The organism is Thauera aminoaromatica S2 (assembly GCF_000310185.1).
In the GTDB taxonomy this organism is placed as follows: Bacteria; Pseudomonadota; Gammaproteobacteria; order Burkholderiales; family Rhodocyclaceae; genus Thauera; species Thauera aminoaromatica.
The window spans coordinates 57,590-72,167 of sequence record NZ_AMXD01000001.1; the positions used below are offsets into that span (position 1 = coordinate 57,590).

The 14,578-nt window shown below is 66.2% G+C and carries 16 protein-coding genes; 14 read left to right on the plus strand and 2 right to left on the minus strand.

Annotated features, from left to right (window positions below):
- The first annotated feature begins 92 nt into the window (after window positions 1-92).
- From C665_RS00300 to C665_RS00360, 13 genes are all read left to right on the plus strand, one after another.
- The gene (locus C665_RS00300; protein ID WP_003454873.1) at window positions 93-485 is read left to right on the plus strand and encodes a hypothetical protein; all 393 of its coding nucleotides are present in this window, start codon (window positions 93-95) and stop codon (window positions 483-485) included.
- 7 nt (window positions 486-492) lie between these two features.
- The gene (locus tag C665_RS00305) at window positions 493-762 is read left to right on the plus strand and encodes a hypothetical protein (RefSeq protein WP_003454871.1); all 270 of its coding nucleotides are present in this window, start codon (window positions 493-495) and stop codon (window positions 760-762) included.
- 137 nt (window positions 763-899) lie between these two features.
- Window positions 900-1,727, plus strand: a complete 828-nt coding sequence (locus C665_RS00310; protein WP_004265548.1) for a DUF932 domain-containing protein — start codon at window positions 900-902, stop codon at window positions 1,725-1,727.
- Between the two features lie 500 nt (window positions 1,728-2,227).
- On the plus strand, window positions 2,228-2,884 hold the full coding sequence (locus C665_RS00315; protein ID WP_004265557.1) for a hypothetical protein: 657 nt from the start codon (window positions 2,228-2,230) through the stop codon (window positions 2,882-2,884).
- A 67-nt stretch (window positions 2,885-2,951) separates the two neighbouring features.
- Window positions 2,952-4,067: a DUF6094 domain-containing protein gene (locus C665_RS00320; RefSeq protein ID WP_004265560.1), complete on the plus strand. Its 1,116-nt coding sequence runs from the start codon at window positions 2,952-2,954 to the stop codon at window positions 4,065-4,067.
- Window positions 4,068-4,199: 132 nt separating this feature from the next.
- A complete protein-coding gene (locus C665_RS00325) occupies window positions 4,200-6,482 on the plus strand; it encodes a helicase-related protein (RefSeq protein ID WP_016451645.1) in 2,283 nt (760 codons plus the stop codon).
- 159 nt (window positions 6,483-6,641) lie between these two features.
- Window positions 6,642-7,253, plus strand: coding sequence for a PFGI-1 class ICE element type IV pilus protein PilL2 (pilL2, locus tag C665_RS00330; protein ID WP_016451646.1), 612 nt, complete (start codon window positions 6,642-6,644; stop codon window positions 7,251-7,253).
- Window positions 7,250-7,894, plus strand: coding sequence for a hypothetical protein (locus tag C665_RS00335; RefSeq protein ID WP_004265569.1), 645 nt, complete (start codon window positions 7,250-7,252; stop codon window positions 7,892-7,894). The genes pilL2 and C665_RS00335 overlap by 4 nt, the downstream gene beginning before the upstream one ends.
- A 9-nt stretch (window positions 7,895-7,903) precedes the next feature.
- Window positions 7,904-8,635 (plus strand): TIGR03759 family integrating conjugative element protein, encoded by a 732-nt coding sequence (locus C665_RS00340; protein ID WP_004265574.1) that lies wholly within the window; start codon window positions 7,904-7,906, stop codon window positions 8,633-8,635.
- Complete coding sequence (locus tag C665_RS00345) at window positions 8,620-9,204, plus strand: lysozyme family protein (protein ID WP_016451647.1); 585 nt, start codon at window positions 8,620-8,622, stop codon at window positions 9,202-9,204. The genes C665_RS00340 and C665_RS00345 overlap by 16 nt, the downstream gene beginning before the upstream one ends.
- On the plus strand, window positions 9,201-9,755 hold the full coding sequence (locus C665_RS00350; RefSeq protein WP_004265578.1) for an integrating conjugative element protein: 555 nt from the start codon (window positions 9,201-9,203) through the stop codon (window positions 9,753-9,755). Before C665_RS00345 ends, C665_RS00350 begins: the two co-directional genes overlap by 4 nt.
- A gap of 20 nt (window positions 9,756-9,775) precedes the next feature.
- Window positions 9,776-11,935, plus strand: a complete 2,160-nt coding sequence (gene traD / locus C665_RS00355) for a type IV conjugative transfer system coupling protein TraD (protein ID WP_004265579.1) — start codon at window positions 9,776-9,778, stop codon at window positions 11,933-11,935.
- Window positions 11,932-12,681 carry a TIGR03747 family integrating conjugative element membrane protein gene (locus C665_RS00360; protein WP_004265580.1) on the plus strand — a complete coding sequence of 250 codons (750 nt, stop codon included), beginning with the start codon at window positions 11,932-11,934 and terminating at the stop codon, window positions 12,679-12,681. Before traD ends, C665_RS00360 begins: the two co-directional genes overlap by 4 nt.
- A 135-nt stretch (window positions 12,682-12,816) precedes the next feature.
- On the opposite strand, the gene C665_RS00365 is transcribed toward C665_RS00360, so the two are convergent.
- Window positions 12,817-13,686, minus strand: coding sequence for an ImmA/IrrE family metallo-endopeptidase (locus C665_RS00365; RefSeq protein WP_003454806.1), 870 nt, complete (start codon window positions 13,684-13,686; stop codon window positions 12,817-12,819).
- A gap of 2 nt (window positions 13,687-13,688) precedes the next feature.
- Window positions 13,689-14,075: a helix-turn-helix domain-containing protein gene (locus tag C665_RS00370; protein WP_003454804.1), complete on the minus strand. Its 387-nt coding sequence runs from the start codon at window positions 14,073-14,075 to the stop codon at window positions 13,689-13,691.
- 276 nt (window positions 14,076-14,351) lie between these two features.
- Here C665_RS00370 and C665_RS00375 point away from each other — a divergent pair, with 276 nt between their 5' ends.
- Window positions 14,352-14,576 (plus strand): DUF2188 domain-containing protein, encoded by a 225-nt coding sequence (locus tag C665_RS00375; protein WP_003454802.1) that lies wholly within the window; start codon window positions 14,352-14,354, stop codon window positions 14,574-14,576.
- The last annotated feature ends 2 nt before the right edge of the window (window positions 14,577-14,578 follow it).

Consider the following 14,578-nt stretch of genomic DNA (forward strand, 5'->3'; position numbering starts at 1 on the left):
CATTTCACGCCGCATGCCTGCGGCTTTCCACCACCCGCCGGGGCTCCTTCCCCGGCGGGAGGACTCCGGCCCTTTCTCACAGGAGTCATTCCATGGGCTGGACATTCGTTCGATTGACGCGCGATCAGTTGATCCGCGAGCTGACCGCAACCGAGGAAACCGAGCGGTCGCGCAGTGAGGTCATCGACCACACGCTGGTCGGCAACGTGCTGTGGACGGTGGCGCGCGTCACCGCCAAGCAGGCCGGCGTCCTGGGTCTCGCACCCGGCGAGTCGGCCACCTTGATCGGCTGCCATCTGCTGGAAAGCGAGGGCCGCGAATGGGGCTACAAGTTCCTGGTCGAGGCCGAGCACCCGTACTACTACTCGTGCCCGCTGCGCTATCTCGACATGGCGCCGCAGCGCTGCGCCACCTGGCGCGCAAGGGTGCATGCCTTCCACCAGCAGCCGACGCGCAAAGCGGCCGGCGATGCAGCCACCGACTGAGGCGAACATGGACACCCTCATGTCGTCCTTGCCGCCCGAGCTGCTTCGCTTCGTCGAAGACCAGTTGGCCAACAACGAGGTTTCCGACGACGACGAACTGCGCGAGCACTTCATCGCCAACGGCCTGAGCGAAGAACAGGCGTGGCAGGCACTGACCTACCGCGCGCTGTACCTGCGACACGTCTTTCTCGACGGCTTCACGCCGATCCTCAAAGGCCAGGAAGCGCTTTGCTTCAACCCGCACAGCCGCGGCTGGGAGCCGGTTCCGAACCCATAGGCCGGCCTTCACGCGGCGCACTTCTTCATCCCTTTCATCAGGCCCTGTTCAGCAGGGCTTTTCTTCGTCCTACGCAATCGCACGCATCCGGCCTCGGCCGCTGGATGCCGATTGCTCCATTCCGCAAGGAGATCATCATGCAACTCGCATCTCGCTTCGCCCCTCGTTCCCCGGTGCTGCGCGCCGACCATCCGTTGTCGGACGATCAGATTCGCACCGTGGCCCCATCCATCTTCGCGGACACCCCGCACGAAAGCCGCTCCGAACGGTACAGTTACATCCCCACGGCGGCTGTGCTGACCGAACTGCGCAGAGAAGGTTTCCAGCCGTTCATGGTGTGCCAGACCCGCGTGCGACACGAGGATCGCCGCGACTACACCAAGCACATGCTGCGCCTTCGCCACGCCAGCCAGATCAACGGCGCCGAGGCGAACGAGATCATCCTGCTCAACTCGCACGACGGCACCAGCAGCTACCAGATGCTCGCGGGCATGTTCAGATTCGTCTGCCACAACGGCCTGGTGTGCGGCGACACCTTCGCCGACGTGCGCGTGCCCCACAAGGGCAACGTCACCGATCACGTGATCGAAGGCGCCTACGAGGTGCTGCACGGCTTCGAGCGCGTGCAGGACTCGCGCGACGCCATGCGCGTCATCACCCTCGACGACGGCGAGGCCGAAGTCTTCGCCAGGTCGGCGCTGACCTTGAAGTACGACGAGTCGGGCAAGGCCTTGCCCATCACGGAGACGCAGATCCTGCGGCCTCGTCGTTTCGACGACAACCGTGCCGATCTTTGGTCGGTCTTCAACCGGGTTCAGGAGAACCTGGTCAAGGGCGGCCTGACTGGCCGTGCCGCCAACGGGCGCCAGCAGCGCACGCGACCCGTTCAGGGCATCGACCAGAACGTCCGGCTCAACCGGGCGCTTTGGCTGCTCGCGGATGGCCTGCGTCAGCTCAAAGCCTGACCCACAAGCGGATCGTGCCTCGCGGCATGGTCCGCTTTTTCTTTGGCGGCGCTGTGCTGCCAGCGCACCACGTTCAGTTTGGTTCGGTGTAACCCTAATGCGGCAATTCGCTGCCGCCGCGAAAATTGCGGTTCGACTGCATACCTCCCTGGCTTTTCCTCCCTGAGCCAAGCAGTCATCTTTGCCGCCTCGGTGTTCCCGGGGCGGTTTTCTTTTATGGCCGTCCTTCCAGGCCGCGGGCGATGCGCCAGCGCAAACAGGGTTGGACGCTGGGTCGGTTTTCCGCTCCCGCTGTAGGCGCACCTTGGCGCAGGCTATGTCCCATGTCCGTCGGCGTTGCCGACAACATGCCCAGGTAGTCCAGACCTTCAAGGCTACGGTGCGTTGCGACGCACGGTCTGATTCTTCACCACGACGCTCACCGCGTCTTCTTCCATCCCCCTGGGGCAGTGACTGCCCTCGCGGTTGGTGCTGTCTCCGCTCACTTCGAGGACATCACCATGCCTGCACCTTCTTCCCCCAAGACGCTCTATCGCATCGACGAATGCCCCGACCTGATGGCCGATGGCGTCGTCGGTGACGAGAACGGCAACCTGGTCTTCATCTCCCTCTGGGCGCGCGACACCGCCGTCCAGGAATTCCTGGCCCGCCTCACCCTGGGCCGGGACGAACAGGGACTGGATCAGTTCCACGTCATCACCGAGCAGGGCGCCAGCATCCCGGTCTTCGTCGGCAACGTCGAGAACCTGGAGAAACGCAGCGCACGCGCCTACCGGCGCACGCTGTTCGGCTCGCTGACCAACATCTGGCTGTTCGATCGGCGCTGCGTCAAACCCGACAAGGCCAACGCCAGCGCACTGGCGCTCCTGCCTCGCGATTCCACGCACCGGCTCGACCGGCTGTGGACGCTGGTGCGGGACACGTGCCCGCTGCCGCTTCTCGATCCCTGGCGCGACAGCGTACTGGAACTGCTGCAGGCGAAGTCGATGCTGACGCGCCTGCCGTTCGCCCTCGGGCCTCTGGAAGGCCATCGGCTCGCCATCGACGTGCCGACGCTGACCGAGGTGCTGGGCGGCCTGATCCGCAGCGGCGCGCTCGTCGGCGGCGCACCCGCCAGCCGCACCCCCTCGGCGCAACCGCTCGAAGCGGTGGCTTGAGGTTCCTTCACCGGACATGCACGCGCGCATGTCCGCATCCCTTCATCTTCAATGCCAGGAGATTCCCATGGCCCTCATGTTCCCGCGGCTCGCCCGCAACTTCGTCAAGAACGGGTACTTCCCCACGGATGAACCCACGCTCGAAAGAGCACTCACCGCACTGGCGCCCGCCGAGGCCTCGGCCGGGCCGCTGTGCATCCTCGATCCCTGCGCCGGCGAAGGCGTGGCGATCGCCGAAGCCGCGCACGCCCTCGGGCGCGAGCAGGTCCAGGCCTTCGCCGTCGAGTACGAGGCCGAGCGCGCACGCCATGCCCGGCAACTGGTCGATCGCTGCATCCACGGCGACCTGATGGACACACTGATCAGCCGGCAGAGCTTCGGCCTGCTGTGGCTCAACCCGCCGTATGGCGACCTGTCCAAGGACACCAACGGCAACGTCGGCTACCAGGGCCAGGGCCGCGCTCGGCTGGAAAAGCTGTTCTATCAGAAGGCGCTGCCGCTGTTGCAGTACGGCGGCGTGCTGATCTACATCGTCCCGCACTACGTGCTCGACGCCGAGCTGGTCGGATGGCTGACCCGGCACTTCGCCGAGTTGCGCATCTACCGCGCGGTGGACACGCAGTTCAAGCAGGTCGTGATCTTCGGTCGCAAGGTTCGCCAGCGCGACCAGGCATCGGAGTCTGTCAAGGCCACGCGCGCGCTGCTGCTGCAGATAGGTCTTGGCGACGCCGAAGCGGAAGAGCTGCCAGTCGAATGGCCGTTCCTGCCCTACACGGTGCCTGCCACGGCCGAGCCGGAGCACTTCTACCGCGTGACGATGGAGCCCGAGCAGTTCGCCGAGGAAGTCGGCCGACTGCAAGGGCTCTGGCCGACGCTCGACACGCACCTGGGCGCCGCGCAGCAGTCGCTGCGGTCCCCGGCGCGAGGTTTATCGCATTGGCATCTCGCCTTGGCACTCGCCGCAGGTGCGATCTCCGGAGTGGTGAAGTCCAAGACGGGCCGCGTGCTCGTCGTCAAAGGCGACACCCACAAGGAGAAGACCTTGCACACGGAGTACACCGAGCGCGACGACGGTTCCGTGGCCGAGACGCGCATCCTGACCGACAAGTTCGTGCCGGTCATCCGTGCCTGGGACATGACACCAGGCTCGCCGACCTGCGGCGAGGTGTTGACCATCCGCTGATCGCTGTTCCCTGACGGTCGCCGTCGATCTGTTCTTCCACTGCGGCTTCGCGCCGTTCTTCTCTTCCCACCCCGGGGCATGCCATCGCCCCGCAGGGGGAGGTGCATGCCCCATCTTCTTTGGAGCATCACCATGTCCCTCGATACCGAAGTCGTTCCCGCCGCTGATGGCACGCCCGTCCAGAGCGACGTGCTCGAAGCGACTGCTTCTCCCCTGGCGATGAGCCTTCAGGATTTCGTTGCCGAATTCGGCGACGAGCTGCTGGACTCGCTCAACCGCGCCAACCCTCCCGTCTACACCGGCCAGGCCCGGCCGCATCGCCAGCTCGTGCTGGCCAGTCTCAAGCGCAAGCTGTTCGGCGCGCAGGCCGAGGTGGTGCATGCCGTTACCGAGCTGCTGGCCGACCGCGGCGAACGCGCCGCGATCGTCAATGGCGAGATGGGCTGCGGCAAGACCACGGTCGGCATCGCCACGGCGGCCGTGCTGCACGCCGAAGGCTATCGCCGCACGCTGATCCTCTCGCCGCCTCACCTGGTCTACAAATGGCGCCGGGAAATCCAGGAGACGGTGGCCGGCGCCAAGGTCTGGGTGCTCAATGGCCCGGACACGCTGGTCAAGCTCATCAAACTGCGCGAGCAATTGGGCGTGCCGGTACGCGGCCAGGAGTTCTACGTTCTCGGTCGCGTGCGGATGCGCATGGGTTTCCACTGGAAGCCCGTCTTCAACGTGCGGCGCACGCGGCACGGCGAAGTGGGCGCATGCCCGGACTGCGGCCAGGTCATCACCAATCTCGACGGCGAGCCGATCAACCCGGTCGAACTCGAAGCCGAGGACTACCGCCGCCGGTGCAGCCATTGCGCCGCACCGCTGTGGACGCTGATGCGACCGCGGAGCCTGTCCGCCAGCGACCAGTCCACGGCCGTCTTCAAAGCCTTGCAGCGCATCCCGACCATCGGAGAGGTCACGGCGCATAAGCTGATGAAGAAGTTCGGCGACGGCTTCCTGGCCTCAATGCTGGGCGACAACATCCACGAGTTCATCAACCTCATGGATGCCAACGGTGAGCTGGTGTTCTCGGATCGTCAGGCGCACCGCATGGAGCGGGCGATGGCGAACATGGAGTTCGGCTTCGGCGAGGGCGGGTATCAGCCCAGCGAATTCATCAAAAGGTACTTGCCGCAAGGCACGTTCGACCTGCTCATCGCCGACGAGGCGCATGAGTACAAGAACGGCGGTAGCGCCCAAGGCCAGGCCATGGGCGTGCTCGCAGCGAAGGCGCGCAAGGCCTTGCTGCTCACTGGCACGCTGATGGGCGGCTACGGCGACGACCTGTTCCACCTGCTGTTCCGAGCCCTGCCTGGGCGAATGATCGAAGACGGCTACCGCCCGACCAAGAGCGGCAGCATGACCTCGGCCGCGATGGCGTTCATGAGGGATCACGGCATCCTCAAGGACATCTATTCCGAGAGCACGGGCACGGCGCACAAGACGGCCAAGGGCAGCAAGGTCTCGGTGCGCACGGTCAAGGCGCCGGGCTTCGGCCCGAAGGGCGTGCTGCGTTGCGTCCTGCCGTTCACGGTATTCCTCAAGTTGAAGGACATCGGCGGCAACGTGCTGCCGTCCTACGACGAGGAGTTCCGCGAGGTGGCGATGGACACGGCGCAAGCCGCGGCTTATCGCGATCTGTCGTTTCGTCTGACCTCGGCGCTGAAACAGGCGCTGGCCAAGCGCGACACGACGCTGCTCGGTGTGGTCCTCAACGTGCTGCTGGCCTGGCCGGATTGCTGCTTCCGGTCGGAGACGGTGGTGCACCCGCGCACACGCCAGACCTTGGCCTTCGTTCCGGCTCAGTTCAACGAGCTGGAGGTGATGCCCAAGGAGCGCGAGCTGATCGAGATCTGCAAGCAGGAGAAGGCTGCGGGTCGCAAGACGCTGGTCTATTCGGTCTACACCGGCACGCGCGACACCACGTCGCGCTTGAAGGTGCTGCTGGAGCAGGAAGGCTTCAAGGTGGCGGTGCTGCGCGCAAGCGTGGATGCCTCCCGCCGCGAGGACTGGATCGCCGAGCAGTTGGACCGCGGCATCGACGTGCTGATCACGAACCCCGAGCTGGTGAAAACCGGCCTGGACCTGTTGGAGTTTCCGACGATCGTGTTCATGCAGTCGGGCTACAACGTCTACAGCCTGCAGCAGGCGGCCCGGCGCTCATGGCGCATCGGCCAGAAGCTGCCGGTTCGCGTGATCTACCTCGGCTACGCGGCTTCCTCGCAGATGACCTGCCTGGGGCTGATGGCGCGAAAGATCATGGTCTCGCAGAGCACGTCGGGAGACGTGCCCGAGTCGGGATTGGACGTGCTGAACCAGGACGGTGATTCCGTCGAGGTGGCACTGGCCCGGCAACTCGTCGCGGCCTGATCCACCCACCCACGCCGGCTGCCCTTCGGGGCGCCGGCTTCTTTTTTCCGTGCATCGATGGCGCGCGATGAAGTCGGGCGCCTGCCAGTTCCCTTTGTTTGCTGCCCGAACGCTTCGCGGCGGCGATGGTGAGGGCTCCGTGTTCCAGGGAATTGCCCCATGCAACCACTCACCTGCGTCGCTCACCGCTTGGCTGTGCCTGCCTTGCTGGCCGGCTGCGTGCTCATCACCGGCTGCGCCGCCACGGGCACGACGAGCCCTCCCACTGTCCATGACTCGCTCCCCGAGCCTGCGGTGTTGGTCAGAACCATCGCCCCGGAGCCCGAGCCGGGCCTGATCCCGGTGGCCCGCTACGGGCGCTACACGCTGGTCGAGATGGTGCCGGAACCGGCACAGCGCGACCTGCTGCGACAGGTGATCGAGATTTCGATTCCGCCGATCTTGGACGCGAGCGTCGGCGATGCCCTTCGGCACGTGCTGCTGCGCACCGGCTACCGGCTCTGCGACGCGACGGAGGCGACCGCGCTGTACGCGTTGCCGCTGCCGGCGGCGCACCTGCGGCTCGGGCCGCTGCCGCTGCGCGATGCCTTGCTGGCACTCGCCGGCCCGGCCTGGGAGTTGTCCGTCGATGACGCTTCGCGCGCGGTGTGCTTCACGCGCGTGACGACTGCGCGTGCGCCGAGCGCAAGCCCGATTCCCGCGGCTCCGGCACCGAGCGCGCCGGCCGCCGAACCCGCCGATTCCCACGTGCCCCAGGAGGCCCAGCCATGACCATCCCGCAGCTTCCCGACGAGAACGCCGGCCGCGCGCGCTGGTTGAAGATCACAGCGGCCGCATGGCTGCTGCTCGTGAGCATCCTGGCCGTGGTCAACAGCGTGGGCCTGTCGCGCCTGAGCGAGCAAAGCCAGGCCAGCGCCCAGGATGCCCACGTGCAGGCGCTCAACACGCGCGTCGCCGAACTCGAACAGCAGGCGGCGGCCTCGAAGAACCAGCCCAAGCCCGTCACCCAACCCGACTTCGAGGCCGCCCGCAAGTTGCTGGACGAACGCCTGGCACAGGTGGAGCACACCCAGGGCGCAGACGCCCATGCCGGCGACTTGCAGGCGCTGCAGGCGCGCATGGGCGACCTCGAAGCTCGCATGAAGCGAACCGCCGCGCCTGCCGCGGCACCCCGGCGCACCGCCGAGCCGGCCAAGCCCAAGGTGCCCGAACCGCCGTTCAACGTCGTGGGCGTGGAGCTGCGCGGCGGCGAGCGCTTCCTGTCGGTGGCGGCACCCAAGGCGTCGTCGGTGCTGGACGTGTGGCTGCTGCGCGAAGGCGATGCCGTGGGCGCGTGGCATCTGCTGGCGATCGAGGCGCGCGCCGCCGTGTTCCGCGTGGATGGACAGACCCAGCGCCTCGCGCTGCCGTAGGAGCCGGCCATGAAGCACGCCGCGATCTGCTTCGCCGCCATCCTCGCCGCTGTCGCAGGAACGGCAGGCACGGCCTCGGCACAGTCGGCGCCGGTCGCGTCCTCGCGCACGGTGCCCGCCCAGATTCAGAACAGCAGCGACGCCGCGCTGGACGAACGGCTGGCGCGCGATTGGGGCCTGCGCTCCGATGAGTGGGCGCGCTACCGCCAACTGATGCAGGGGCCGCTGGGCATCTATTCCCCGAACCTCGATCCGCTCACGGCGCTGGGCATCGAGGCGCGCAGCGACGAGGAACGCAACCGCTATGCGGAGCTGCAGGTGCAGGCGGAATCGAAGCGCGTGGGCAAGACGCTGGCCTACCAGCGGGCCTACGACGCGGCGTGGAAGCGGCTCTATCCGGGACAGCAGCGCGTGAACATGCCGGGTGCGAAGGCGCCGGGCGCCGGCAACCGGGGCTCGGGCCGGCTGGCGGTTTTCGTGAAGGCCGAGTGCCCGTCGTGCGAGCAGCGCGTGCGCCAGCTGCAGGTGGCCGGCACCGCCTTCGACCTCTACATGGTCGGCAGCCGCCAGGAGGACGCCCGCATCCGCCAGTGGGCGACGCAGGCCGGCATCGACGCCGGCCGCGTGCGCTCCCGCACCATCACGCTCAACCATGACGCCGGGCGCTGGCTGTCGCTCGGCCTGCCCGGCGATCTGCCCGCCGTGGTGCGCGAGGTCAACGGCCAATGGCAGCGGCAGTAACCCGCCGTGCAGGCTGCGCGGCCTTGGTCCTCGGCCTCAGCGCCCATGCCGCCATCGTCTTCGGCCAGGAGGTGCCACCACCCGCCTACCAGCTCGCCGCCCAGCAGGCGGGCGTGCCGTCGCCGGTGCTGTATGCGGTGGCGCTGCAGGAGAGCGGCGCCCGGCTGCGCGGCCGGCTGATCCCGTGGCCGTGGACGCTCAACGTCGCCGGCCGCGCCGAACGCTATGCCACGCGGGCCGAGGCCTGCGCCGGCATCCGCCGGGCGCTCGCCCGCACGCCGGTCAACCGCATCGACGCCGGCCTCGGCCAGGTCAACCTCGGCTACCACGCGCACCGCTACGCGCATCCCTGCGAGCTGCTCGACCCATACCGCAACCTCGCCATCGCCGCGGAAATCCTGCAGGAGCAGCACACGCCGGGCGAGGACTGGCTGGTCGCCATCGGCCGCTACCACCGCCCCGCGGGCGGGGCGCCCGCCGCCCGTTACCGCCGCAGCGTCCACCAGCACCTGACCCGCGTGCTCGGGCCGGGAGCCTCACTTCCCTCTGCCCGGAGTCCCATGCCATGAACCGCATCCTCGTCGCCGCGACTGCGGCGCTGCTGGCCACCACCGCAGACGCGCAGGACCGCGGCCCCGTTACCAAGAACAGTTCCCCGCCGCTGATCGTGGTCGAGGACAAAGGCGGCACCTCGGCGCTGCCGTACTACCGGGCCTTGAATCCGCAGGATGCGCAGCCCGGTCAGCCAGCCACGCCGCAAACCAAGCCGCGCATTGGCGGCCCGGCCGAAGCCGAGGCGGCCATGCTGCCGGTGCGCTCGATGCGGCTGACACCCGGCGACGAGCCGCGCCGCGTGATCCGCGCGCCGGGCCTGACGCCGCTGTTCCTGATCGGCGACGACGACCGCTCACGAGCCTGGCTCCAACGACGGGGCAAGGACTTGCAGGCGCTACGCGCCGTGGGCTTGGTGGTCAACGTGGCGACGCCCGAAGCCCTGGCCGCGCTGCGTCGCCTCGCACCGGGCTTGATGCTGTCGCCGGCCTCGGGCGACGAGCTGGCGCAGCGCTTGGGGCTCAAGCACTACCCGGTGCTGATCACCGCCACCGGCATCGAGCCCTGACGTGACGTGAAGCACCCGCCATGCCCCAGTCCCAAGCCGTCGAAGTCTTGCTGCGGCCAGCGGTGGAGCTATACACCGTCGCGGTCTGTGCGGGCGCCGCGTTTCTGTGCCTGGTGGCCCCGTGGTCGCTCGCGCTGAGTCCCTTGCTGGGCCTGGGCAGCGCGCTCGCTTTCCTCACCTTCGGCGCGCTGCGCTTTCGCGACGCCTGGGCCATCCTGCGCTACCGGCGCAACATCCGGCGCCTGCCGCGCTACGTGATGACCAGCCGCGACGTGCCGGTCAGCCAGCAGCGGCTGTTCGTCGGCCGGGGCTTCCACTGGGACCAGCGTCACACGCACCGACTGATGCAGACGTATCGGTCGGAGTTCCGTCGCTACGTGGAGCCGACGGCAATCTATCGGATGGCACGGCGCATGGAAGAGCGCCTGGAGTTCGCGCCGTACCCGTTGTCCAAGATGGCGAAGGCCCTGGCCTGGGACAGCCCGCTGAACCCGGCGCGGCCGCTGCCGCCGGTGGGCGGCCTGCCGCGGCTGCACGGCATCGAGCCGCACGAGGTCGACGTCACCCTGCCGTTGGCCGAGCGCGTCGGCCACAGCTTGGTGTTAGGCACCACGCGCGTCGGCAAGACCCGCCTGGCCGAGCTGTTCATCACGCAGGACATCCGGCGCAAGGTCAATGGACAGCACGAGGTCGTGATCGTCTTCGATCCCAAGGGCGATGCGGATCTGTTGAAGCGCATGTACGTGGAGGCCAAGCGCGCCGGACGCGAAGGCGAGTTCTACGTTTTCCACCTGGGCTGGCCGGACATCAGCGCCCGCTACAACGCGGTGGGCCGCTTCGGACGCATCTCGGAAGTTGCCACGCGCATCGCCGGCCAGCTTTCCGGTGAAGGCAACAGCGCGGCGTTCCGCGAGTTCGCCTGGCGCTTCGTCAACATCATCGCGCGGGCGTTGGTCGAGCTGGGGCAGCGGCCCGACTACCTGCTGATCCAGCGCCATGTCATCAACATCGATGCGCTGTTCATCGAGTACGCCCAGCACTACTTCGCCCGGAACGAGCCCAAGGCCTGGGAGGTCATCGTCCAGCTCGAAGCCAAGCTGAACGACAAGAACATCCCGCGCAACATGATCGGCCGCGAGAAGCGCGTCGTCGCGCTGGAGCAGTACCTGTCGCAGGTGCGCATCTACGACCCTGTGCTCGACGGCCTGCGCAGCGCGGTGCGCTACGACAGGACGTACTTCGACAAGATCGTCGCATCGCTCCTACCGCTGCTGGAGAAGCTGACCACCGGCAAGATCGCGCAGTTGCTGGCGCCGAACTATTCGGACCTCGCCGACCCACGCCCGATCTTCGACTGGATGCAGATCATCAGGAAGCGGGCCGTGGTCTATGTCGGCCTCGATGCACTGTCGGACGCGGAAGTCGCGGCGGCGGTCGGCAATTCGATGTTCTCCGACCTCGTATCCGTCGCGGGTCACATCTACAAGTTCGGCATCGACGACGGCCTGCCGGGTGCCGCGACGGGCATCAAGGTGCCCATCAACGTCCATGCCGACGAGTTCAACGAACTCATGGGCGACGAGTTCATACCCATGGTCAACAAGGGCGGCGGCGCGGGCGTCCAGGTCACGGCCTACACGCAGACCCTCTCGGACATCGAGGCACGCATCGGCAACCGCGCGAAGGCGGGCCAGGTGGTGGGCAACTTCAACAACCTGTTCATGCTGCGCGTGCGCGAGACCGCCACGGCCGAACTGCTGACGCGGCAACTGCCCAAGGTCGAGGTCTACACGACGACGGTGATGAGCGGCGCCACCGACAGCTCGGACCCGACCGGCAACACCGCCTTCACCTCCAACACGCAGGACCGCATCAGCAGCAACAGCGTGCCGCTGATTGAACCGGCGCACGTGGTCGGGCTGCCCAAGGGCCAGTGCTTTGCACTGATCGAGGGCGGGCACCTCTGGAAGGTGCGCATGCCCTTGCCGGCGCCCGACCCCGACGAGGCCATGCCCAAGGATTTGCAGGAGCTGGCCGGCTACATGCGCCAGCACTACGTCGAGGCCGGCGATTGGTGGGACAACAATGGGCTTCCCGGACTGCAGGACCAAGCACTGCCCGACGACTTGCTCGCCGACTTCAAGCAGATGGCCAGCGCGGATGAAGGGGCCACGGCATGAGCGACCCCGCCGTCGCCGTCCAGCGCCAGCAGGTTCGCCAGCAGGGCCTGATCGCAGGCCTCATCACGCTGCCGTTCCGGCTGTTCGGGGTGTTGGCCGGTTCGCTGGTGCTGTGCATCGCGATCGAGTGCATCGGCATGCACTTCTTCTGGCCCGAGCAGGGCTGGCGCCATGCGCAGGGCATGCTGAACTACGAGCTGTCGCAGGTCTCGGAGCATTTCACGCAAAGCGTGCTGGTGCAGGAGCCGGGGCGCAGCGCCCTCCAGCTCGTCGAGTGGGCCTACCAAGGACTGTTCGTGAAAACGGGCCTGCTGGACTGGATACGCGACGCGGCGGCGCAATCGCGTGCCGGCGCGCGCAGCCAGGCGCAGGACTTCCGCTACTACATCGGTCAGCTCTACGTGCATGTCGAGAGCTACCTGATCGCCTCGGCGTACACAGTGCTGGTGTTCCTCGTGCGGCTGCTGGTGCTGGTCCTGACCTTGCCGCTGTTCCTGATGGCGGCCTTCACCGGCCTGGTGGACGGGCTCGTGCGCCGCGACGTGCGCGGCTTCGGCGCCGGCCGCGAATCGGGCTTCGTCTACCACCGGGCGAGAGCCAGCCTGATGCCGCTGGCGGTGCTGCCCTGGGTCACTTACCTCGCGCTGCCGGTCAGCGTGCATCCGCTGCTGATCCTGCTGCCCAGCGCGGCGCTGCTCGGCGTCGCGGTGTGCATCGCGTCGGCGACGTTCAAGAAGTATCTGTGAAAGCGGTTCAAGATAATCTCCGTCTCACTCTTCATGGCGACTCATCGACACCAAACATCCTTTGACCTTTGACACTGCATCCACCCTACATCTTCGAGGCCATGTGGCCACTCAGACACACGAACGCAAATGGCCTCAGCGGCGCCTGCTGCGTCCCGGCCACGGTAGCTGCCCAGTGAGTTCAGCCAAGCCACCGTCGTCCTCGACGCGTACACCGAAGCGGTTCACTTCGACCTCAGGTAAATCGTCGCTGTCGAACCAGAGCAGCGAGGTCGTGGTGTCAGTACGTGCGTAGTGCCTGGAGAGTTCCCAGAGATCGAGGCCCTTTTCCCAGTTGTCGAACCAGATGTCTTGTGCAACCTCATCTGTGTCGGCAGCACTGCTGCCTGAAGAACGGAGACGGTGAGCCACAGAGCCGACAGGAATGGCAGACCTGGGAGATATCCAAGCCCCAGCCTGTCGCAAACTGGTGGAGCGTGCCGCGTAGCGCACTGCACCGCGCTCCATGGTGACGAAGGCGCAAGGGATGTCGCTGAGGGAGGCGAACCGCGACGCAGCGGCGGGAAATGATGTGCTGAAAAGCGCCGCCATGCCCTGGATCAGCTCCAGCGAAGGTTCTTCCTTGGGCACAAGCGATAGCCATTGCTGATACGGCATCAGCAACTCGGCGGCGAAAGTGTCGCATGCGATTTCGTTCGGATGCCGCTTCGCATAGGACCAGGACGGCACCTCTTCGTGGCTCGATTCCAGCGCAAGGACGATATGCGCAATTTCGTGGCAGATGGTGAAGCGTTGGCGTTCTTCTGTCTCCAGCGAATTCACCGTGATCACGTGCTTGCCATTCGGCTTGGTGATCGTGTAGCCGGACTCCCCCTCACTAAGCTCCTCTTTCTTGACTTTGGCGTTGGCCGCGACCACATAGGGCGTCAGGTCTTCTCGGATGCCGGACACATCAACCTTCGCAACAAAGGCCCGTGCTTTCTGTGTGACATCCGCTTCATCCATATTCAGTCATCCTCGTCCTCGAATGCTCGCTGTATCCGGGCGATCAGTGTCGCGGGATCGGGCCTTGTATTTCCACGATGCCTCACGCCTGCTGCAGCCGAAAAGATGTCGATGCTGATGGAAGGATCGTTCAGCACGAATTCAACAAGGCGGGGATCGGCCTCCGCATGGTCGACAAGCCACATCACCAGCGCAGCATCTCTTTCACCTGGTTTGAGAACCTTCAGCAGCTTCTCGACTAAGTCCACTGACGGATTTGTCTTTTCGCCGGACTCCAGCCGGTGGACATAGGCATGGTCCACCGAAGACAGTTGACCGATTTCGCGCAATGAGAGGGTTCTGCGCTCGCGTAGCGTCTTGAGGGCGACGCCCAGGCCTGTTTGTGACATCCGTTCCGTTCCTTGTGGCTGCGGCGGACAACGGTGTGTGTCCGGTCCGAAGCAGTTGCGTTCTGCGGCACCAAGCCCACCATTTGCAGCTTGGCACCAAGTCTGATACATTGTTGTCCAGCCAGACAACAGAAGTGAGTTCTACGACTGCAGCAAGTTGATTTGGCTTGACTCGCCCGTTGTCTGCAAGAGCAACGAATTTTGCTTCAACCGGTGGTCATTGGCAACCCGGCCGGCTGGCCGGGGTCTCGATGGTTCAACTTTAGGAAATTCGCCATGACAGGCAAAAATCAGCATGTAGTTCCTCACCAGGACGGTTGGGCCGTCAAGGGTGCCGGCAATCAACGGGCAACCTCCGTGCACGATACGCAGCAGCAGGCCATTGACGCGGCGCGGGACATCGCACGCAACCAGCAGTCCGAACTGGTCATCCACCGTCCGGACGGTCGCATCCGTGACAAGGACAGCCACGGTAACGACTCCTTCCCGCCGAAGGGCTGAGT